A 20,726-nucleotide genomic window follows, 5' to 3' on the forward strand; every position below is an offset into this window, starting at 1 on the left:
CTAAAGCGCGGGGTATTTACCAGCGTACCCGAACTGATTGGCACTATCGACGAGTACATTGCGCATCACAACACCAATCCAAAGCCATTTATCTGGACGAAAAGTGCCCGCGATATCCTGGAAAAAGTCATTCGTGCCAATAACCACTTAAGCTCTAAACAGAATGAAACACTACACTAGTGCGAGTGGTGTGCGGTCTTTATATTGTGGTTTGCAGACATAAAAAAACCGGCCGAGGCCGGTTTTTTTTATGGCAGGGCTTTGTGGGCCCTGCGATACATCAGGCGGCTGGTGTTTCGCCCAGTGCCTTGATGCGTGCGTTCAGGCGGCTCTTGGTGCGAGCGATCTGGTTCTTGTTGAACAGACCCTTGTTTACAGAGCCGTCCATGATCGGCTGGGCGGTTTTGAACGCGCCTTCAGCTGTGGCCTTGTCGCCACTATCGATCGCTTTAACGACTTTCTTGATGTAAGTACGCACCATGGAGCGCAGGCTAGCGTTATGCTGGCGACGCTTCTCCGACTGGCGAGCGCGTTTACGAGATCCTGCGGAATTTGCCACAGTCCGGCTCCTTCAAAGTTGTTTGGAAAATCATCGGCAGTAAACGCCGAAAATTGAGACGCGAGATTATTCCTGTTTGACGTGAGACTGTCAATAAAGTAGCGGAATTATTATCTACGACGCAGTAAGATGCAGCGCATTGTACAGCGGCTTGCGGCTTGGGGATAGGGATCGTGGCAGACGAGGGTAGAGAAACCAGAAAGAGTGCGGGTCTGTTGCGCTCCAGTGGTCTGGTTGGGCTGATGACATTGCTGTCGCGCATACTCGGTCTGGTGCGTGATGTGGTGGTGGCGAGCCATTTTGGCGCCACCGGCAGTGCCGATGCCTTTTTCGTTGCTTTCAAAATTCCCAATTTTTTGCGCAGGCTCTTTGCTGAAGGCGCTTTTTCCCAGGCGTTCGTGCCGGTACTGTCCGAGTACCGTACCCAGCGCACGCTGTTTGATGTGCAGCTACTGGTGGCGCGGGTAGCAGGCAGTCTGGGATCGATTCTGATCTGTATTACGGTGTTGTCGGTGGTGGCGGCCCCCGTGCTGACGGCGATCTTTGCGCCCGGCTTCTATATGCACGACCGCGAGCGCTACGAGCTGGCGTCCGAGATGCTGCGCATCACCTTTCCGTACCTGGGGCTGATCTCAATGACGGCCTTTGCCGGGGCCATTCTCAACAGCTATGAGCGCTTCGCCGTACCGGCCTTCACGCCGGTGCTGCTGAACCTCTGCCTGATCGGTGCCACGCTGCTGTTCAGTGAATGGTTTGAACGGCCGATTTTTGCCCTGGCCTGGGGGGTGCTGGTGGCGGGCTTTGTGCAACTGGCGTTTCAGCTGCCTTTTTTGTGGCGTATTCGTTTGCTGCCGGGCCCCGTGGTGGATTTCAGTCATCCGGGCGTTAAAAAAATCATGACGCTGATGCTGCCGGCGCTGTTCGGGGTTTCAGTGGCGCAGGTCAATCTGTTGCTGGATACGGTGCTGGCGTCCTTCCTGCAGGCGGGCAGTGTGTCCTGGCTGTACTATTCGGATCGCCTGTCCGAGCTGCCGCTGGGGGTGTTCGGCATCGCCATTGCGACGGTGATATTGCCGGCGCTGTCGCGCAAGCATGCGGAAAAATCACTGGATCAGTTCTCCCATACGCTCGACTGGGCGCTGCGCATGGTGCTGCTGATCGGTCTGCCGGCGGCGCTGGCGCTGGTTTTGCTGGCAGAGCCCTTGCTGATCACCCTGTTTCACTACGGTGCCCTGACCGAGCGTGATGTCGATATGGCCTCGGGCAGTCTGCAGGCTTATGGCTGCGGCGTGCTGGCGTTCATGCTGATCAAGGTATTGGCGCCGGGCTTTTTTGCACGGCAGGATACTCGTACACCGGTGCGCATTGCGGTAATTGCCATGGTGGTCAATATGGTGCTGAATCTGATACTCATCTGGCCGCTGGACCATGTCGGGCTGGCACTGGCCACAACGCTTTCGGCGTTTCTCAATGCCGGTCTGCTGCTGCGTGGCTTGCTGCGCGAAGGTGTCTTCCAGTGGCAGCCGGGCTGGGGGCTCTGGCTATTGCGCCTGGGTGCTGCCAATCTGGTGATGGTCGCATTGTTGCTCTATTTCACACCTGCAGTGGTGCAGTGGTTCGACTGGGGGCTGATGGATCGTGTCTGGCAGATGTCGTTGCTGGTAACGCTGGGGGCGGGAGCCTATGCCGCCGTGCTGCTGCTCTCTGGCTTGCGTCTGCGACACCTGCGCGCCTGATGATCAGATTTTGGCGGTCATATCTTGGTCTTACCGTGGCTTCTTGTAGCGCTGCGGTACTCGTTGCGCTGCATCTGCGTTATAATTCTGCGGTTTATTTTCAGGCTGTGGCTAGCGTTTGATGGAATTGATCCGAGGATTACATAATCTGCGCGACAAGCATCGGGTGTGCGTAGCGACCATCGGTAATTTCGATGGCGTGCACCTTGGGCATGTCAAAGTGCTGGAACAGGTCAAGGCCAAGGGGCGCGAACTGGGTTTGCCCACAGTGGCAATTATCTTCGAGCCGCAGCCGCGCGAGTTTTTTGCAGGCCAGGATGCGCCGGCGCGTCTGACTCGGTTCGATGAAAAAGTGCGCCTGCTGCGAGACCAGGGGCTGGATCGGGTACTGTGCCTGACCTTCAACGACCGTCTGCGCAGCCTGTCAGCCGCGAGTTTCATCGAAGCGCTGCTGCTGAAAGGGCTGGCGGTGCGCCATTTTGTGGTGGGCGATGATTTCCGTTTTGGCTGCGACCGAGCCGGTGACTACGCCATGCTGCGTGCAGTAGGGGCGACCCAGGGCTTCTCGGTTGAAAACACTACAACCTGTCTGGTCGACGGCGAGCGTGTCAGTAGCACTCGGGTGCGCCAGGCATTGACGCTTAATGATCTGGATCTGGCCGAGCGCTTGCTGGGGCGGCGTTATCGCATCAGCGGGCGGGTCATGCTGGGACAGCAGTTGGGCAGAACCCTGGGTGTGCCGACGGCGAATGTGCGCATGCACCGCTTTGCCGCGCCGCTGCGGGGTGTCTATGCCGTGCGAGCACAGCTGGAAGATGGTCGTATGATTCCGGGCGTGGCCAACATTGGCATGCGCCCGACCGTCAACGGCACTCATCCTGTGCTGGAAGCACATCTGTTTGATTTTAAGGGTGATCTTTATGGTCAGCTGCTGAGCGTTGAATTTGTAGCCTTCATTCGTGATGAGCGCAAGTTTGATGGCCTGGAGCAGCTGAAACAGCAGATTTTCAACGATATTGATGTGGCCCGGGCGCTATTGGCCTGTTAAGACCCATAACCTCAAAGCGACATGACATGACCGATTATAAAGCGACACTGAACTTGCCGGATTCGGCTTTCCCGATGCGTGGCAACCTGCCGCAGCGTGAGCCGGCGCGCCTGGCGCGCTGGGCCGAAATTGACCTGTACGCCAAACTGCGCGAAGCGGGCAAGGGGCGTGAGCAGTTCATCCTGCATGACGGCCCTCCCTATGCCAACGGCAATATTCACATCGGTCATGCGGTCAACAAGGTGATCAAGGACATGATCGTCAAGTCCAAGGTACTGTCGGGCTTTGATGCGCCCTATGTGCCGGGCTGGGACTGTCATGGCCTGCCGATCGAGCACAAGGTCGAAACCCTGATTGGCCGCGCCGGCGACAAGGTGCCCTACAGCGAGTTTCGCCAGAAATGCCGTGAATACGCCGCCGAGCAGGTCGCCGGGCAGAAAGCCGACTTTATCCGACTGGGCATCGTGGGTGACTGGGAAAACCCCTACCTGACGATGAACTATGACACCGAAGCCAACATAGTGCGGGCGCTGGGCAAAATCATAGAGAACGGTCATCTGGTCAAGGGCTACAAGCCGGTGTACTGGAGCGTGGTGGGTCAGTCGGCTTTGGCTGAGGCCGAGGTTGAATACCAGAACAAGACCTCCACGGCGATCGACATCCGCTTTACCTTTGCTGATCAGGCTGCGGCCAATGCCCAGTTTGGCAACCCGGCCGGCGAAGGGCCGCTGTCGGTTGTAATCTGGACCACGACCCCCTGGACCATTCCCGCCAACCAGGCGGTGTCACTAAACGCCGAGCTGGATTACGCCCTGGTGCAGGTGGATATCAACCAGGGTGCCGAGCGTATTGTTATTGCCGCCGACATGGTTGATGCGGTGATGACGCGCTGGGGTATCGAGCCCTACGCAGTGCTGGGAACCTGCAGCGGTACAGCGCTGGAGCATATGGCGCTGACGCACCCGTTCTACGACAGGCAGGTGCCGGTAATTCTGGGTGATCATGTCACCACCGATGCCGGTACCGGCGCTGTACACACCGCGCCCGATCACGGCGTGGAAGACTTTGTGGTCGGCCAGCAGTATGGCCTGGGCACACTGAACCTGGTGCAGGCTAACGGCACTTACACCGACGCCACTGGCGAGTTTGCCGGCATTCACGTCTACAAGGCGGATGGTCCTGTGGTCGAAGCGCTGGAGCGTGAAGGCAAGCTGGTACATCTGAAGCGCTTTGAGCACAGCTATCCGCATTGCTGGCGCACCAAGACACCGTTGATCTACCGGGCCACGCCGCAGTGGTTTATCTCCATGGACGAAAAGGGGCTCAAGACCCAGGCGCTCGAAGCCATCAAGGGCGTGAGCTGGTTCCCGGAATGGGGCCAGAACCGTATTGAGGCCATGGTTGAGCAGAGCCCGGACTGGTGTGTCTCGCGCCAGCGTACCTGGGGTGTGCCTATCACCGTATTTACCCATAAACAGACCGGTGAGCTGCACCCCAATACATCGGGTCTGATCGAGCAGATCGCCACGGCCATCGATCAGGGCGGTATCGACGCCTGGTTCGAACTGGATGCGGCCAGCCTGCTGGGCGCCGATGCCGATCAGTACGACAAGGTTACCGATACGCTGGATGTCTGGTTTGACTCAGGCGTTACGCACCAGGCGGTGCTGCGTGAGCGTAGCGAGCTGCGCTTCCCGGCTGACCTGTACCTCGAAGGCTCCGATCAGCACCGTGGCTGGTTCCAGTCGTCCCTGAAAACGTCTATCGCCATCAATGGCTGTGCACCCTACAAGCAGGTGCTGACCCATGGCTTCACGGTAGATGAAAAGGGCTACAAGATGTCCAAGTCCCTGGGCAACGTGATTGCACCCCAGGAAGTTACCGATACTCTGGGTGCCGACATTCTGCGTCTGTGGGTCTCGGCTACGGATTACTCCGGCGAAATGGCGGTGTCCAAGCAGATTCTGCAGCGTACCTCCGATGCCTACCGCCGCATTCGCAATACAGCCCGCTTCCTGCTGGCCAACCTGAATGGCTTTGAGCCGGCCCGTGACAGCGTGGCGCCCGCAGACATGCTGGCACTGGATCGCTGGGCTGTGGACGCGGCCTACCGGCTGCAGCAGAAGATCACGGCGGCCTACGACAGCTACCGCTTCCTGGATGTCTATCAGCAGGTACACCACTTCTGTGCCCAGGAGCTGGGTGGCTTCTACCTCGATATCATCAAGGATCGCCAGTACACCACCCAGGCCGACAGCCTGGCGCGGCGCTCCTGCCAGACCGCGCTCTACCATATCGCCGAAGCCCTGACGCGCTGGATCGCACCTATCCTGAGCTTCACCGCCGAAGAGATTCATGAAGTACTGCCGGGCGAGCGCGAAGACAGCGTATTCCTGACCACCTGGTATCAGGGTCTCTTCACCCTGCCGGCCGATGACGCCTTTGGGGCGGATTTCTGGAGCCGCGTGCTGGGCGTCAAGAATGCCGTTAACAAGTGCCTGGAAGATGCCCGCAACGAGAAGCTGGTGAAGGCCTCGCTGGCGGCGGAAGTGACTCTCTACGCCGATGAAAGCCTGCAGGCGGATCTGGCGCGTCTGGGTGATGAACTGCGTTTTGTGCTGATTACCTCCAAGGCCGCGCTGGCACCCCTGTCTGAAGGTGCGGATGCCCGTGCCACCGAGATCAAGGGGCTTAAAGTGGCCATTGGGGTTTCGGCCCACGCCAAGTGCGGTCGCTGCTGGCATCACCGCGAGGATATCGGCGGTCATGCGGCACATCCGGAACTGTGCGAGCGCTGCGTCGATAACGTTGATGGTGCTGGCGAAACCCGCCACTACGCCTGATGACCATGAAACGCAGTTCACAGCGTATAGAAGAGCCGGCACTGCCGGGCTCTTCGCTGGTCTGGATCTGGTTGTCGGTACTTGTTGCCGCCCTGGATCAGGGCAGCAAATGGCTGGCCGAGACGACACTGGACTACGGCATCCCCAACCCGGTGATCTCGGTGTTCGACCTGACGCTGCTCTATAACCGCGGTGCCGCCTTCAGCTTTCTGGCGGATGCCGGTGGCTGGCAGCGCTGGTTCTTTGCGCTGGTAGCACTGCTGGTGAGCGTGGCGCTGGTCGTCTGGTTAAAACGCACCTCCCGCGTACACTGGTGGCTGGGCATGGGCCTGGCACTGCTGCTCGGTGGCGCTCTGGGTAACCTGTACGACAGGGTAGTCCTGGGCCATGTGGTGGACTTTATCTCGCTGCATTACGCCGGCTATTACTTTCCCGCTTTCAATCTGGCCGACAGCGCCATTACCCTCGGAGCCGTGCTGCTGATTGTCGACACGCTGTTCTTCGAGAAGCGCCGTCCCCAGACAAAATGAGATCTTTGCATGAGTGATCAGACCATTGGGCCCGGCAAGACCGTGACCCTGCATTTTGCCATCAAGCTGGAAGATGGGCAGTTGGTGGATTCCAACTTCGAGAACAAGCCTGCGACCTTTACCGTGGGAGACGGCAACCTGCTGCCGGGCTTTGAAGAGCCGCTGATGGGGTTGGTCGAGGGTACAGAGTCGACCTTCACCATAGTGCCGGAAAAGGCCTTCGGCATGCCGAGCCCCGCCAATGTGCAGCGCCTGCCGCGGGCGCAGTTCAAGGACATGGAGCTGGAGCCTGGGCTGGTTGTCAGCTTTAAGGAGCCCGGCGGCGAGCTGCCAGGTGTCGTCAAGTCATTCGATGATCAGGTGGTGCATATAGACTTCAACCATCCGCTGGCAGGCAAGACGCTGCTGTTCGATGTGAAGATTTTGCAGGTCGGCTGAACACCATAAAAAACGCTGCTGATGCAGCGTTTTTTATGCTTTAGCGTTTACTTTCCCCAGCAATCGGCTGGCAATTTGTTGTTGCCCTGGTCAAGGGATAGGTTTTCGCAGTTGGTATCATTTATCTGATCTGCAGTTGCCTTCGCAGAGGCTGAGATGGTGTAGGCTGAGGGTGTTGCGCTGGATATAGCGTAGATGTAATAGTCGTCAGAAGTAGTGACGGCAAGACTATTAGCTGCAAGTATGGTCGCAGTAGATGCATACTGATTATTGTACGCGCGGTAGCGTTCCTGCTTGATTTGAGTGTCTATCAGGACTGACTGTGCTTCGGCGCGGCGGGCTTTGCGCACATAGTCAATGTACGAGGGGTAGGTGATGGCCGCTATGATGCCAATGATTGCTACCACAATCATTAACTCAATTAATGTAAAGCCGCGTGAAGAAGAATTCACCATAGTTTCCCCGAGTTGCTATCCTTACGTGTGCACCATCTTACCACTCTAGTAGAAGGAATCGACAAGGCTATGGCATGTGAAATATCCGGGCGGCGCACTGTTATGCTGGGGTACCAAACCGGCGTAACACTGGTTGAGTTGCTCGTTACACTGGTCGTGCTGGCTATATTTGCCCTTGTCGGTTTTCCTTCTTTGACGTCCATGTTCGAGAGTTATCGAGTCGCAGGCGCAGCGCAGACGCTCTATGCCGATCTGCAGTACGCGCGGGCTGAATCCATCAAGCGTAATTTGGATGTGGCGGTGAATTTTGATTCGACAGCCTGGTGTTACGGTATTACCGATACGGCTCCGTTCACGGCCTGTGACTGCAGTGGCACAGTCGCTAGCCAGGCCAGTTGCAGTGTCAACGGTGAGCAGTACATTGTTTCCGGGGACAGTTTTCCGGGGGTTTCCATGGCGTCCAGCCTTTCAAGCGGATCGGTCACATTCGACCCTACCCGTGGCACGCTCTCCCCGAGCGGCAATGTCCGTTTTTTGGGCGACGCGACTGAGGAGGTCAGGGTCACAGCCTATTTTATCGGGCGTGTTAGACTCTGTTCACCGACGGGTTATGCAGGTTATAAATCATGCTAGAGCGTCAGCGCGGGATTTCTCTGATCGAACTGATGATTGGCATGCTATTAGGCCTGCTTGTTTCCGGTATCGTAGTCAGCATGTTCGTCATGACCATGGGCAGTACCCGGCAGATTACCAGTTCCATAAGGCTGAATCAGGAAGTGCGTACTGTGATGGATCTGATGGTGCGTGACATACGTAGAGCAGGCTATTGGGACGGTTCTTTGGCCGCCAGCAATCCCTATGCATCCATTACAGAGGCGGGGGCACCGGCCGCAGTCTTCCTGGCCAAGGGGTCTGCTACGCACCTGACAAACGCCGAAGGCCCCAGCGGGAGCTGTGTGATTCTTGGTTATGATACGGATAATGCCGGGGCCAGTACGGCTACGAAACTGATTGGCTATCGGTTTGATGCAGATGCGGTTGAGGTGCTCTGGGCCAATACGTTTGTCACTCCGGCGCATTGCAATATGGGTACCTGGAGTAACCTGACCGACGAGCGGGCAATCAAGGTGACTGCGCTGACTTTTACGCCCGACCCTAGTCCGGCATCTTTCGCGGCGGCGACGGTGCGGAATTTGACGATTTCACTCACTGCTGAGGCGATCAGCGATTCCAGAATTAACACCACGATTACAGATCAGGTGCGCATTCGTGCCGATCTTTAGTTCCCAGATCGGGAACCGGGAGGAAGTTATGCAAAGGCGTCAGATGGGTGCGGCGACGCTGTTTATCACTATCATCATATTGGCGCTGCTGACGGTGATCGCGGCGGTCAGTGCCAAGATCGGCATGTTTGAACTCAAAACCTCTGCCAACTCTAATCGTGCCAAAGAGGCGCTGCACGCCGCCCAGGGCGGGCTGGACTACGGAGCTATTCGTTATCTCAATGATGCCAGTTGGGCTGGTGAGAGTCTGGATATGCCTTTTGGCGGGCCCGGCGCCAGTGTTTCGGTGTCTGCGATAGTGGGTGCCGATTCTATCGTGCTGAATGCTGTCGGTGAATCAGTTGATACTACGGGGCTTGCGCGGGTCGAGGAAAAATTCGCTCGTCTGCCGATTCTTAAGGTCGGTGATTTACCGCCACTGATGGCCAACGGCAACTTTCCCGACAGTGGTTCATTTTCCATTGTCACCAATCCCAATGGTGGAGGGACGGGGGTGCCCGTGTCCGGCTGGGTTGAAGATGCTACCAAGACAGGGGGAGCTAGTTGGCAAACCTGTAATGTTGATGAATGGCTATATGAGAGTAATAACGCAACTCAGGGGAAACTGCCGCAAAGTGACGGTTTTGTGCTTTGTCATACTTGTCGTTGCGATAAGGCTATCAATAAAATCTGCGATGCTGGGGCCGTGGTGGACACCAATGATTGCCCGGATATAGTCGTAGGTTTACCCATTATTGATGCCTTTCAGAATCTTTTTGGATTTGACCCGGAAGATACGGACGGCAATGGTGTCGACGACTGGTATGAGTTTATGGATGCTTTTGCAACCGTTCGGCTGACTAGTTGTGCCAGCTTAGGGCCGAATACGGGTGATCAGTTCTACAAAAATGGGGTTGTGCAATCGTTACCCATTGTCTGGGTTACTGGCACTTGTAGCTTGCCAGGTGGTTCCGTCGGCAGTTATGACACTCCCTTTATTCTTTTCGTTCATGGGGAGTTGACGATTAACGGTGGCGGTATTTTTTACGGTATTGCCTTTGGGTTTTCAGATAAGTATGGCGGTGATACTGAAAACTTTATCGTCAAGGTTACTGGTGGGCCAACACTTTATGGTGTGTTGATGACTAATCGGGAAGTTGACAAGCCTAGTGGTAACTTCGGATTGGTTTATTCGCAGAAGTTGCTGGAAAAACTAACCAATGTGAATGATACCTTCTACGAGCTGGCGCGTTATCCCGGCAGCTGGACGGATACAAAATAGGAACGTCCCATGTCTATTTCAAAAAAATATCCGGGTCGGCGTTACCTCAATGGTTTTACGCTGATTGAAGTTCTGATATCTCTCATAGTTGCGATGATTGGTATTGTGGCGATTTTGCAATTACAGGGCGTTTTCCTGGCTACAGCTTCGAACTCACAGCATCGAGCCTTGGCAATAACTGTGGCGGAAAAGAAACTTGAGGAACTGCGTGGTTTCGATTCGATTGTAACTAGCAGCAGTAGCCTGAGCAGTTTTGATGGTATCGATAGTGGTACTGCTACTGAGACGGTTTCCGCAGGCTCAACCAGCTATAGTTATAATGTCGCATGGACTGTTACTCCCTACGGGGTGTCCGGGGCAGTTGCGTCAATGGCGAGTGCTGACTTCAAGAATATAACAGTGAATGTTAATTGGGGTAGTGGGGTTTCTGATAATGTATCTTTGTCTTCCATTATAGGTGCTATTAATCCAAAAATTTCCAAATTTGTTGATGGCGGTGGGCTCGGAGGATCATCAGCACAAGTTAATTACACTCCAGGACTCGCGCCGGAGATTATCTCAATTGATCTTGGCGATGGCACTAAAAAAGAGACCAGTAAACCTTTGCCTGTAGTGTCTCAGAAAGGAACCAGCAATGTTGTAAACTTTGAAACTGTCACTTACGATTCTCAATTTAGAGCGGTAACAGAAGATTTTACGACTTTGAATTGTGAGTGTAAACTTGCCGGGACTGGTGCGGGTTTGACGCCGGCCAAAACGGTTTACAACGCTACCACAAAATCGCTAGAAACAGATTATTCCTATACGAGCGTATCCAAAGAGACAGGTGCTGTTTATAGCAGCGGGTCGACTAATGATCAGCCAGACCTTTGTACCCGCTGTTGCCGTGATCATCATGACAATGATAGTGGCACAGATAGCAGCTATCGCTGGTACTGGCCAGGAGTGGGGGATGCCTCACAAGCAGTGTTTTTTAACACTTCTACTGGTAATCACAGGCATTTTCATAGTTCTAATGGTACGAGCTTCACCGAGGCGACAGCAATCGATGATAGATATCGTGAAACCTGCCGTTTCAAACGAGTTGATGGAATATACCGCCTGATGCAAGATTGGAAATTACATGACATTACTGTGATGCCTTCCAACTATCTTGCATCGGGCGCGGCCGGTAATGCGTTGTATAAAACCTATGTTGGGGATTATCTTGACCAATTGTTAACTAGCGGTGACTTCAGTACGCCGATCTCAGTTTCCAAACCCACTGGCCGAGACCTTGTAAGCGGAGCAATGGGATCTATTGCTCAAGGCAGTACTACTCAGCTTCTTTCGCGTTCGATTTATGTAGATCCGTTGACGTCCAGTGCTGTGGCTGCGATACAAAATATAAGAGCAGCATCTGGGGCCTGGCTAAGTCTTGTGCCATTCTACGAAATAAATACTGCGTTTTTGTCGAACTGGAGTACAGCCGATGCTACTGTGGCGTCCGTTAAAAATGAAGGAGTTGTCACGATTGTAGATCCTATTAACAATTATTACGGAAGTTATAGTCGAGGCATAATTTCGGCAGTTGGTAGCGGTACAACCAGTATATCGGCAACGTCGCTGATTACCAATACCGGCCTGATCGGGCATCGCAATGCATCCAATGTCAGACTAGCAACCGATGGTATTTTTGATACTGCCAGCAATCAGAGCACGAACGGAATCACTGTGAATGTTGTTGGGGCTGGGCCTGTATCGGGGACATTTGTCTGTTATAGGCTATCCGGAAATAATAAGTGTACCGGCGGCAACAATGCCGACTATGGCAGTATAAGTGTTACGGCCGGCACGACAGCCTGTACGGTAACCAGTGGAGGCGTTTGGAATTGCCCAACAATATCAGGGTGGTCAGGGACTGTTACCTTTACTCGTTCGGGTTATACTTTCGGAGATGCGGTGATAGGGGGGCCTCTCACAGCAATATCTAGCCCGTATTACCGGTCGTCGAGTTCAAATCAGACCGGAATTGATATTTGGGTAGTTATTCCCTGATCCCTAATTAATCTGCAATCTAAAAAGCGCCGGGTAACTCCCGGCGTTTTGTGTATTGGTTAGCCCAGCGCATGTGATCGTTGGTTCATAAGCATATGAGACTGACTTGATTTCGTGTAGATGTTTTCTGGCATCCTCCCTCCCAAGCCTTCACAATAGCCGCTGCTTGTACAGCTGACTGGAAGTAGTGGAATGGCAGATTTTCTGATTCTGGGCGGCGGCGTGATGGGAATGCTCACGGCACGTGAGCTGGCCCAGGCCGGTGCCTCGGTGACCCTGGTGGAGCGTGGCGTTTGCGGGCGCGAGTCCACTTGGGCCGGTGGCGGTATTGTTTCACCCTTGTACCCCTGGCGTTATCAGGAACCGGTAACTCAGCTGGCGACCTGGTCTCAGGGCAGTTACCTGCACCTGGCCCAGGATCTGCTGGATGAAACCGGTATAGATCCGGAGCTGCGCCAGAAGGGCATGTTTATGGTGGCGGTGGATGATGAAGCCGACGCCCTGGCCTGGGCGCAGCGTTATCAGCGCCCGATGCAGCAGGTCGATGCGGATTTTCTGTATCGCAAGGAATCCGGTCTGCGCCCGGGACATAGCAGCGCCCTCTGGATGCCGGAAGTCGCCAGTATCCGCAACCCTCGCCTGGGCAAGTCGCTGCGCCGAGCGCTGGAATTAAACCCCCGTATTGAATTGATCGAGCAGGCCGGTGATGCCCATCTGCTGCTGGAGTCTGAGCGCATCTGCGGTGTGCGCACCGAATGCGGTGAGTACCGCGCTGGGCAGACGGTGCTGGCCGCTGGAGCCTGGACGGCGACCCTGCTGGCACAGCTCGGTATCGAGCTACCGGTGGAGCCAGTGAAAGGGCAGATGATGCTGTTCAAGGCGCCGGTTGGGCTGGTGAATCGTGTGGTGCTGCAGGGCGGGCGTTACCTGATTCCCCGCAACGATGGTCGCATCCTGGTGGGCAGTACGCTGGAGCGGACAGGTTTCGATAAGCTGACGACCGCAGAGGCCCGGGAATCGCTGTACCGCAGTGCGCTGGATATTCTGCCGGCGCTGGAAAACTATCCCATTGAACATCACTGGGCCGGGCTGCGCCCAGGTTCACCGCAAGGCATACCTTATATAGGTGCGGTGCCGGGCGTGGACGGCTTGCATGTAAATGCCGGACAATACCGTAACGGCCTGGTGCTGGCGCCAGCATCGACCCGCCTGATGGCGGATCTGCTACTGCAGCGCAGCCCCATCATTGATCCGGCGCCTTATAGCCTGTCGGCGCGGGGTTGATGGCTGGGGCCTGAGTCTACCTTCTGACAGCGGATATCTGATGTATCCGGAATACGAGACCAAATTGTCGATGAGTAATTCTATTCGGGTCCTGATGGCCCAGATCAATACACTGGTGGGGGATATCCCCGGCAATACCCAGCGCGTTATCGATATCGCCCTGGAAGCCCGCGACCGGCAGCACGCCGATGTGGTTTTGCTGCCGGAGCTGACGCTGTCGGGTTACCCGCCGGAAGACCTGTTGCTGCGGCCAAGCATCCAGACCCGTATTGAAGCGGCGCTGACGCGCTTGCGGGAAGAAGTGCGCGATATCCACCTGGTGGTGGGTTATCCGCGTTACCGTGATGGCGTGCTGTTCAATATGGCAGGCGTTATCTACAACGGTGAGCTGGTTGCAGAGTATGCCAAGCAGTGTCTGCCGAACTATCAGGTGTTCGATGAAATGCGCTATTTCACCGCTGGCGATCAGCCCTGTGTATTCGATCTCAAGGGTGTGCCGGTAGCCCTGACCATCTGTGAGGATCTGTGGAAGAGCAGGCCCGCCGAGCAGGTACGCGAGCAGGGCGCGCGTTTGATGCTGAACCTCAATGCCTCGCCTTTTCATGTCGACAAGTCGCAGCAGCGCGCCAAGCTGCTAGGTGAGCGGGCACGACAGGCTGGCTGCCCGATTCTGTATCTGAATCAGGTGGGCGGCCAGGATGAGCTGATTTTTGATGGCGGCTCCAAGGTGATCGCGGCCGACGGCAGCCGTGTATTTCAGGGGCGTTTTTTCGAAGAAGCCTTCTTTGTGGCGGAGTATAACGATGCCGACCAGAGCCTGACGGTTCCAGATGAAAACTCGGTGGCTTTCCCGTCGGTAGAGCAGAGTGTTTACGAGGCTCTGGTGCTGGGGGTACGGGATTACGTCAACAAGAATGGCTTCAAGGGCGTGGTGTTGGGGCTTTCGGGCGGTATCGACTCAGGCGTGACCCTCGCTGTGGCGGTGGATGCGCTGGGGGCTGATCGGGTGGAGGCGGTGATGATGCCGTTCCGCTATACCTCTTCGATGAGCAAGGAAGATGCCAGCGAACAGGCGCGCATGCTGGGCGTGCGTTACAGCTCGATCTCGATTGAGCCCATGTATAGCGCCTTTATGGGGCAGTTGGCCGATGAGTTTGATGGTCTGGCGCCCGATACCACCGAGGAAAACCTTCAGGCGCGCTGCCGAGGCGTTGTGCTGATGGCCATCTCCAACAAGAAGGGTGTTCTGGTACTGACGACTGGCAACAAGAGCGAGATGGCGGTGGGCTATTCGACGCTCTATGGCGATATGGCCGGTGGCTTTGATGTCTTGAAGGATGTGCCCAAAACCCTGGTGTATCGCATTGCGGCCTATCGCAACGGCCTCTCGCCTGCGATACCGCAGCGGGTGATCGACAGGCCGCCTTCGGCAGAGCTGGCACCGGATCAGACCGATCAGGATAGCCTGCCGGACTACGATGTGCTGGACCGGATTCTGGAGCTCTATGTTGAACACGATTACAGCGCCCATGCGCTGATCGCTGAGGGTTTTGAGCCTGAAGTGGTGCAGCGCGTGATTCGGCTGGTGGATATCAATGAATACAAGCGACGCCAGGCACCTGTTGGCGTGCGTATTACCCAGCGTGGTTTTGGGCGTGATCGTCGCTACCCGATTACGTCTGGCTGGAAGGCAGGAGAATAGCGGGGGGCTAGCTGCTGGCTGGCCCGCATGTGCTTGTAACCGCTTGTTTCATAACACTTCCATAACAAAAAAGGCGCCCAGGGCGCCTTTTTTGTTGCAGTCGTTATCGACTCAGGGTTGAGCCGGGGCTGAGTCTTCCTCATTGGTGCTGTCAAAGGCACCAAAGGTAAGAATGCTGAACCAGGAGCGTTCGGCGTCTTCAGCCGGTTCTGCAGGCTTCTCGGTCGTTAAAACAGAATTGGGACGCTGCACGGGCGTTTCGTCAGTGCTGCCCAGCAGACCGAAGGTGGCGGTTTCAAGCAGGGACTTGTCGCGCTCCTTGGTGGATGTATAGCGGTAATTGGGAAAGTTGGTGCGCAGAACCTCGGTGGCCTTGGCGGCCTGTTCGTTCAGTCCCAGTTCTTCGTAGGCTTCGGCCATAATCCCCAGGGCTTCCGGTACGGCCGGTGTTTCCTGCAGGTTTTCCACCACGTAGCGGCCACGGTTGGCGGCGGCAATCCAGGCACTGCGCTTCATGTAGTAGAGCGCCACATGCACTTCATACTGCGCCAGGCGGTTTTTCAGATACTGCATGCGCTTGAGGGCGTCGGGTGCGTACTGGCTGTTGGGGTAACGAGTGGTGAGGGTCGCGAAGCTCTCGAAGGACTCCAGTGCGGCGCCCGGATCGCGCTGGTTTTCGTCAATTGGCAGGTAACGCGATACCAGTGAGCGGTCTTCCTCAAACGAGGTCAGGCCCTTGAGATAGTAGGCGTAGTCGATGTTTTCGTGGTTCGGGTGCAGGCGCACGAAACGGTCGGAGGCTGCGCGGGCAGCTTCAGGCTCATAGTTCTTGAAGTAGGCATAGATCAGTTCCAGCTGGGCCTGCTCGGAGAAGCGCCCAAATGGATAGCGAGCTTCGAGCCGCTGCAGTTTTTCGACCGCAAGACCGTAGTTCTGCGCCTCCAGGGCTTCCAGTGCCTCGGAGTAGAGCTGTTGCTCCGGAACATCCGGTTCCTCTGTTTTATCTCCGCCAAAAAACGAACAGGCGGACATCAGAGAGACCAGAGTCAGGATGCCGATGACTTTTACAAAGCGCATGTTGATGAGTCCCGATTGCCTACAGCGATACCGAGGACAGTTTCGGTTATACTGGGCCAGTTAATCCAAATGTCCGGCATATTTAAACACAACCGGAACTCAAGCCAAAACATCCTTCTGAATTACGTACCCTAGATGCCAGAACAGAAACCTGAACAGGTTCAATTACAAGCGCGGGTCACCGACGAGCTGGTCGGAAAACGGCTGGACCAGGCCATAGCGCAGCTGTTTCCCGACTACTCCCGATCCCGTCTGCAGGGCTGGATCAAGGATGGTTGCGTCACTGTGGACGGCGAGCTCAAGCGTACCCGCGACAAGCTGCAAGGTGGCGAACTGATCTGTGTCGAAGCCGAACTCGCACGTATCGAGCACCACCAGCCAGAGGCAATGGAGCTGGATATCATCTATGAAGACGATGATATTCTGGTGATCAACAAGCCTGCAGGCCTGGTGGTGCATCCGGCGGCGGGTCATGCCGACGGCACCCTGCTGAACGCGTTGCTGCACCATGTGCCGGACATCGCCCAGGTGCCGCGTGCCGGCATCGTGCATCGGCTGGATATGGATACCACCGGTTTGATGGTGGTGGCCAAGACGATCCAGGCGCAGACCGAGTTGGTCGTGCAGTTGCAAGAACGCAGCATGGGCCGCGAGTATGAAGCGGTTGTGACGGGTCTGATGACCGGTGGTGGCAAGGTAGATGCCCCTATGGGGCGTCACAAGACCAGCCGTCAGAAGATGGCGGTGGTGCATATGGGCAAGCCAGCCCTGACCCATTACCGTCTGCTGCAGCGCTTTCGTGCCCACTCCCATATCCGCCTCAAGTTGGAGTCGGGCCGTACGCATCAGATCCGCGTGCACATGTCCCATATCAACTATCCGCTGGTGGGTGATCCCGTCTACGGTGGCCGTTTCCGCCTGCCCAAGGGCGTCGGCGAAGGTTTGATAAAGACACTGCGTGCTTTTGATCGTCAGGCGCTACACGCCAAGAAGCTCGAGCTGTTTCATCCGACTACCGGTGAGTTGATGTCCTGGGAAGTGGATCTGCCGGAGGACTTCCAGCTATTGCTTAAAGCCCTGCAGCAGGATCTGAGGCGCAGCGACGATCTATGAAGCTGATTCATCCGCAGTGGCCGGTATCTGATCGTGTACAGGCCTGTGTCAGCACCCGGCTGGGCGGATTCAGCCGGGGTGTTTTCCAGGGGTTAAACCTGGGAGACCATGTCGGTGATGATCCTCAGGCGGTTGCACTGAATCGCAGGAGCCTGACCGAGCAACTGGCACTGGAACGTCCGGCCCAATGGTTGCAGCAGGTCCATGGGACTGAAGTAGTTCAGGCGCTGGATGATGCTCAGGTGCGGCAGGCTGATGCCTGCTGGAGTGATCAGTCGGGTCAGGCCTGCGTGGTGATGACGGCGGATTGTCTGCCGGTATTTTTCAGTGATGGCCGCAAGGTCGCCGTTGCCCATGCGGGCTGGCGCGGGCTGGTGGCAGGTATTCTGGAAAATACGCTAGCGGTTTTCGAGCAGCCAGGAGCAGTACATTGCTGGCTGGGGCCGGCAATTGGGCCTAAGGCTTTTGAAGTCGGGGCCGAAGTGAGAGCCGCTTTCTGTGCGGCGCAGCCCGATGCCGACCAGGCTTTTCGCCCCCGGGACGGGGTGGCGGGCAAGTATTTCGCTGATATCTACACGCTGGCGCGTCTGCGGCTTGAGGTTGTGGGGGTAGCGTCTGTTTCGGGGGGCGACTTCTGTACCCTGCAAGATGCTGAAAATTTTTATTCCTATCGCCGCGATGGCGAAACCGGTCGAATGGCGAGCCTGATCTGGTTGCGTTGAATGCTATTACCTTCTGATTTTTCGGCCACGATTATTTTCAGTGACACGTCCAGATCAGGATCTGTATGGCCTGTCCTGCGCCATGTTCTATGCGCGCTGTGGCCCAGACTGAAACCGCTCATGTTTTCTTCTTGGCGGCCTCGCTGGCCAGTATTGCTAAGTTTGAGCTGGCGCAGCAAACAGTCGGCGATTAGCGCGGCCATAAACTCCATTGGGTTTCTTGCCTGAACAGTCAAAAAAACGGAAACTGTGCGCGGCTAGAAGGCTGTCCGAGAATGCTGGTCGTAGCAGGTTGAGTATTGTCGGACAGCCTCCTAGCTGAATGAAAAGACTAAGCATAGTTCCCACATCGTGGATACGATCAGTGGTATTGCCAATAAGACCCACCTGCTGGCGCTGAAGTCCGCCATAGAAGCAGCACCCCTCACATGACACTCATATAGAACAGGTTTCTGATGTTATCAAGTAGTTACAATCAGGGTCTCGTGGTCTGTTCTGTGATCGTTGCCATTCTGGCGTCCTACACGGCCCTGAATATGGCCAGTCGGGTATCCAGCGCCTCGGGAAGATCGGCCGTGCTGTGGCTATTTGGCGGCTCTTTTGCCATGGGGTTCGGCATCTGGTCGATGCACTTTATCGGTATGCTCGCCTTCCAGCTTCCCATTACGCTGGGCTATGACGTACCACTGACCCTGCTTTCATTGCTGATTGCCATAGTGTCTTCTGCGCTCGCCCTTTATCTGGTGTGCCAGGACAGTTTGCCCTGGGGGCGGCTGGTGTCGGGCGGTGTACTGATGGGGTTGGGTATCGCCAGTATGCACTACACCGGCATGGCAGCCATGCTGATGACTCCGAGCATCATTTATGTGCCCTGGATATTTGTGCTGTCCATCGTTATCGCCATTCTTGCTTCGCTGGCGGCCCTGTGGCTGGCTTTTCGTCTGCGCCAGGAGGTCAAACGGGCCACCTTTAGCCGCATTGGCGCAGCCCTAGTCATGGGCTGTGCCATTATCGGTATGCATTATACGGGGATGGCCGCCTCGAAATTTCCGCTCAACAGTTTCTGCAGCGCGGCCAACAGCGGCATCGATACTAAATGGTTGGCTGTGCTGGTGATCATTGTGAGCCTGGCGGTCTTTGCGATTGCGCTGATAGTGTCGATGCTCGATGTGCGCACGGACCGGCTGGCCAATTCGCTCGATCATGCCAATAGCGAACTGCTCAAGTTGGCCCTGCATGACAATCTGACATTGTTACCCAACCGTACCTTGCTGAGTGACCGGATGGAGCAGGCCATACACAGGGCCGAGCGCAAGGGGGGAGAGTTTGCGGTTCTATTTCTGGACCTGGACGGCTTCAAGGCCATCAACGACATGCACGGTCATCATGTGGGCGATCTGTTGCTGAAGAAAGTTTCGCATCGTTTGTTGGAGGTCAAGCGTGAAGCCGATACCGCGGCAAGGCTGGGTGGTGACGAGTTTGTACTCTTGATGGAGCCGGACTCACCCGAAAACTCGGCTGTTCTGGCACAGCGGCTGATTGAAACGATAGAGCAACCCTATCACGAAGCTGATGTCCCTTTGTACGTATCAGCCAGTATCGGCATTGCCATTTATCCCCAGGATGGCAAAACAGAACACGAGCTGATGGTTAATGCCGACGCTGCCATGTACCACGCCAAAAAGCAGGGTCGCAACGGCTACCGCTTTTTTGAGCACACCATGAACACAGACGTACATCTGCAGATGCAGCTGCAACAGGATCTGCGACAGGCTGTTCATCGCAACGAGCTGGTTCTGCACTTTCAGCCCAAACTGGTGGCGCCGGATGGCCCCACGACGGGACAGGAAGCCTTGTTGCGCTGGCAAAGCCCCGAACATGGTTGGCTGACACCGGATCGCTTCTTGCCGCTGGCCGAAAGCTCGGGCCTGATAGTCCCTATAGGCAACTGGGTCATTAACGAGGCCTGCCGGCAGATGAAAGTCTGGTATGACCAGGGGCATAGTGACTGGAGTGTGGCGGTGAATCTGTCCGCCGTTCAGTTGGAGCACGCGAGTCTGGTGGAGGTGGTCCGCACGGCACTGGCGCATCATGAGCTGGCCCCCTCGCACCTGGTGCTGGAAATCACTGAGTCCACCGCCATGCGCGATGCAGAGGCCAGCCTCAGGGTGCTGAATCAGCTGTCTGCACTGGGCGTGGCTATTTCCATCGATGACTTTGGCACGGGTTACTCCAGCCTGTTATACCTCAAGCGTCTGCCGGCCAATGAGCTGAAAATTGATCGCGGCTTTATTACTGAACTAGCCCAGGGTAATGATGATGAAGCCATCATTCAGGCGATCATTGCACTGGGCAAGACTCTGGGCATGAAAATCGTCGCGGAAGGCGTAGAAACGCCGGAGCAGCAGGCGCTGCTGACCCGCCTGGGTTGCGATACATTGCAGGGCTATCTGCTAGGTAAGCCCGGCCCGGCCAGTGGGATATCTGCTGCGCGGGAACATCCGGAGAAGAGCATGGACCGGATGGCTGTTGTTCCGTAGGTCTTTCTCTTTCCATGGCGCTGTGTTTGAGGTTTAGGGCGAGATACAGGCTGCTTTGTACGTGGGGCAGCCTGAGGTCGAACAGGCTTTTCGTTTGC

17 protein-coding genes and 1 pseudogene are annotated in these 20,726 nt (G+C 56.0%); 15 read left to right on the forward strand and 3 right to left on the reverse strand.

What is annotated here, in order from left to right:
• Positions 1-180 (forward strand): annotated as a pseudogene (locus MPRO_RS26205) (IS630 family transposase); the annotation flags it as partial.
• 100 nt (positions 181-280) lie between these two features.
• On the opposite strand, the gene rpsT reads toward MPRO_RS26205, so the two are convergent.
• Positions 281-559, reverse strand: coding sequence for a 30S ribosomal protein S20 (gene rpsT, locus MPRO_RS19070; RefSeq protein ID WP_067296758.1), 279 nt, complete (start codon positions 557-559; stop codon positions 281-283).
• A 242-nt stretch (positions 560-801) separates the two neighbouring features.
• Between rpsT and murJ the strand changes: the two genes are divergently transcribed.
• From murJ to MPRO_RS19095, 5 genes are all read left to right on the forward strand, one after another.
• A complete protein-coding gene (murJ, locus tag MPRO_RS19075; protein ID WP_067296858.1) occupies positions 802-2,295 on the forward strand; it encodes a murein biosynthesis integral membrane protein MurJ in 1,494 nt (497 codons plus the stop codon).
• Positions 2,296-2,416: 121 nt separating this feature from the next.
• Positions 2,417-3,343 (forward strand): bifunctional riboflavin kinase/FAD synthetase, encoded by a 927-nt coding sequence (gene ribF, locus MPRO_RS19080; protein ID WP_067296761.1) that lies wholly within the window; start codon positions 2,417-2,419, stop codon positions 3,341-3,343.
• A gap of 26 nt (positions 3,344-3,369) precedes the next feature.
• Positions 3,370-6,186, forward strand: a complete 2,817-nt coding sequence (ileS, locus tag MPRO_RS19085; protein WP_067296763.1) for an isoleucine--tRNA ligase — start codon at positions 3,370-3,372, stop codon at positions 6,184-6,186.
• Entirely contained in the window at positions 6,186-6,716 is a 531-nt protein-coding gene (gene lspA / locus MPRO_RS19090) for a signal peptidase II (RefSeq protein WP_082708977.1), read from the forward strand. The genes ileS and lspA overlap by 1 nt, the downstream gene beginning before the upstream one ends.
• 9 nt (positions 6,717-6,725) lie before the next feature.
• Positions 6,726-7,154, forward strand: coding sequence for an FKBP-type peptidyl-prolyl cis-trans isomerase (locus tag MPRO_RS19095; protein WP_067296766.1), 429 nt, complete (start codon positions 6,726-6,728; stop codon positions 7,152-7,154).
• A 47-nt stretch (positions 7,155-7,201) separates the two neighbouring features.
• Here MPRO_RS19095 and MPRO_RS19100 read toward each other — a convergent pair whose 3' ends face one another.
• The gene (locus MPRO_RS19100; RefSeq protein WP_067296769.1) at positions 7,202-7,609 is read right to left on the reverse strand and encodes a type IV pilin protein; all 408 of its coding nucleotides are present in this window, start codon (positions 7,607-7,609) and stop codon (positions 7,202-7,204) included.
• A 69-nt stretch (positions 7,610-7,678) separates the two neighbouring features.
• On the opposite strand from MPRO_RS19100, the gene MPRO_RS19105 reads away from it, so the two are divergent.
• From MPRO_RS19105 to MPRO_RS19130, 6 genes are all read left to right on the forward strand, one after another.
• Positions 7,679-8,242 carry a GspH/FimT family pseudopilin gene (locus tag MPRO_RS19105; protein ID WP_067296773.1) on the forward strand — a complete coding sequence of 188 codons (564 nt, stop codon included), beginning with the start codon at positions 7,679-7,681 and terminating at the stop codon, positions 8,240-8,242.
• A 164-nt stretch (positions 8,243-8,406) separates the two neighbouring features.
• The gene (locus MPRO_RS19110; RefSeq protein ID WP_500778573.1) at positions 8,407-8,892 is read left to right on the forward strand and encodes a hypothetical protein; all 486 of its coding nucleotides are present in this window, start codon (positions 8,407-8,409) and stop codon (positions 8,890-8,892) included.
• Between the two features lie 28 nt (positions 8,893-8,920).
• Positions 8,921-10,153, forward strand: a complete 1,233-nt coding sequence (locus MPRO_RS19115; RefSeq protein ID WP_158651880.1) for a PilX N-terminal domain-containing pilus assembly protein — start codon at positions 8,921-8,923, stop codon at positions 10,151-10,153.
• Between the two features lie 9 nt (positions 10,154-10,162).
• On the forward strand, positions 10,163-12,190 hold the full coding sequence (locus tag MPRO_RS25960; RefSeq protein WP_158651881.1) for a prepilin-type N-terminal cleavage/methylation domain-containing protein: 2,028 nt from the start codon (positions 10,163-10,165) through the stop codon (positions 12,188-12,190).
• A gap of 192 nt (positions 12,191-12,382) precedes the next feature.
• On the forward strand, positions 12,383-13,474 hold the full coding sequence (gene thiO, locus MPRO_RS19125; RefSeq protein ID WP_067296784.1) for a glycine oxidase ThiO: 1,092 nt from the start codon (positions 12,383-12,385) through the stop codon (positions 13,472-13,474).
• 70 nt (positions 13,475-13,544) lie between these two features.
• Positions 13,545-15,176, forward strand: coding sequence for an NAD+ synthase (locus MPRO_RS19130; protein WP_082708979.1), 1,632 nt, complete (start codon positions 13,545-13,547; stop codon positions 15,174-15,176).
• Between the two features lie 111 nt (positions 15,177-15,287).
• Here the strand turns inward: MPRO_RS19130 and MPRO_RS19135 are convergent, their stop codons facing one another.
• Positions 15,288-16,253, reverse strand: a complete 966-nt coding sequence (locus MPRO_RS19135) for an outer membrane protein assembly factor BamD (RefSeq protein ID WP_067296788.1) — start codon at positions 16,251-16,253, stop codon at positions 15,288-15,290.
• A 135-nt stretch (positions 16,254-16,388) separates the two neighbouring features.
• Here MPRO_RS19135 and rluD point away from each other — a divergent pair, with 135 nt between their 5' ends.
• From rluD to MPRO_RS19150, 3 genes are all read left to right on the forward strand, one after another.
• Positions 16,389-17,366 carry a 23S rRNA pseudouridine(1911/1915/1917) synthase RluD gene (gene rluD / locus MPRO_RS19140; RefSeq protein WP_067296792.1) on the forward strand — a complete coding sequence of 326 codons (978 nt, stop codon included), beginning with the start codon at positions 16,389-16,391 and terminating at the stop codon, positions 17,364-17,366.
• A complete protein-coding gene (gene pgeF, locus MPRO_RS19145) occupies positions 17,363-18,088 on the forward strand; it encodes a peptidoglycan editing factor PgeF (RefSeq protein WP_067296793.1) in 726 nt (241 codons plus the stop codon). The genes rluD and pgeF overlap by 4 nt, the downstream gene beginning before the upstream one ends.
• 455 nt (positions 18,089-18,543) lie before the next feature.
• On the forward strand, positions 18,544-20,628 hold the full coding sequence (locus MPRO_RS19150) for a bifunctional diguanylate cyclase/phosphodiesterase (protein WP_067296796.1): 2,085 nt from the start codon (positions 18,544-18,546) through the stop codon (positions 20,626-20,628).
• Positions 20,629-20,726 lie beyond the last annotated feature (98 nt).

It is taken from the genome of Marinobacterium profundum (assembly GCF_001528745.1).
Lineage (GTDB): Bacteria > Pseudomonadota > Gammaproteobacteria > Pseudomonadales > Balneatricaceae > Marinobacterium_A > Marinobacterium_A profundum.

Bases quoted from the DNA above. Each gene is read 5' to 3' on its own strand.
- ileS (WP_067296763.1), top strand. From the start codon at position 3,370: ATGACCGATTATAAAGCGACACTGAACTTGCCGGATTCGGCTTTCCCG.
- MPRO_RS19135 (WP_067296788.1), bottom strand. From the start codon at position 16,253: ATGCGCTTTGTAAAAGTCATCGGCATCCTGACTCTGGTCTCTCTGATG.
- MPRO_RS19105 (WP_067296773.1), top strand. From the start codon at position 7,679: ATGGCATGTGAAATATCCGGGCGGCGCACTGTTATGCTGGGGTACCAA.
- MPRO_RS19150 (WP_067296796.1), top strand. From the start codon at position 18,544: ATGTTATCAAGTAGTTACAATCAGGGTCTCGTGGTCTGTTCTGTGATC.
- MPRO_RS19100 (WP_067296769.1), bottom strand. From the start codon at position 7,609: ATGGTGAATTCTTCTTCACGCGGCTTTACATTAATTGAGTTAATGATT.
- thiO (WP_067296784.1), top strand. From the start codon at position 12,383: ATGGCAGATTTTCTGATTCTGGGCGGCGGCGTGATGGGAATGCTCACG.
- MPRO_RS19095 (WP_067296766.1), top strand. From the start codon at position 6,726: ATGAGTGATCAGACCATTGGGCCCGGCAAGACCGTGACCCTGCATTTT.
- MPRO_RS19130 (WP_082708979.1), top strand. From the start codon at position 13,545: ATGAGTAATTCTATTCGGGTCCTGATGGCCCAGATCAATACACTGGTG.
- murJ (WP_067296858.1), top strand. From the start codon at position 802: ATGACATTGCTGTCGCGCATACTCGGTCTGGTGCGTGATGTGGTGGTG.
- ribF (WP_067296761.1), top strand. From the start codon at position 2,417: ATGGAATTGATCCGAGGATTACATAATCTGCGCGACAAGCATCGGGTG.
- MPRO_RS25960 (WP_158651881.1), top strand. From the start codon at position 10,163: ATGTCTATTTCAAAAAAATATCCGGGTCGGCGTTACCTCAATGGTTTT.
- MPRO_RS19115 (WP_158651880.1), top strand. From the start codon at position 8,921: ATGCAAAGGCGTCAGATGGGTGCGGCGACGCTGTTTATCACTATCATC.
- pgeF (WP_067296793.1), top strand. From the start codon at position 17,363: ATGAAGCTGATTCATCCGCAGTGGCCGGTATCTGATCGTGTACAGGCC.
- rluD (WP_067296792.1), top strand. From the start codon at position 16,389: ATGCCAGAACAGAAACCTGAACAGGTTCAATTACAAGCGCGGGTCACC.
- MPRO_RS19110 (WP_500778573.1), top strand. From the start codon at position 8,407: ATGGTGCGTGACATACGTAGAGCAGGCTATTGGGACGGTTCTTTGGCC.
- lspA (WP_082708977.1), top strand. From the start codon at position 6,186: ATGACCATGAAACGCAGTTCACAGCGTATAGAAGAGCCGGCACTGCCG.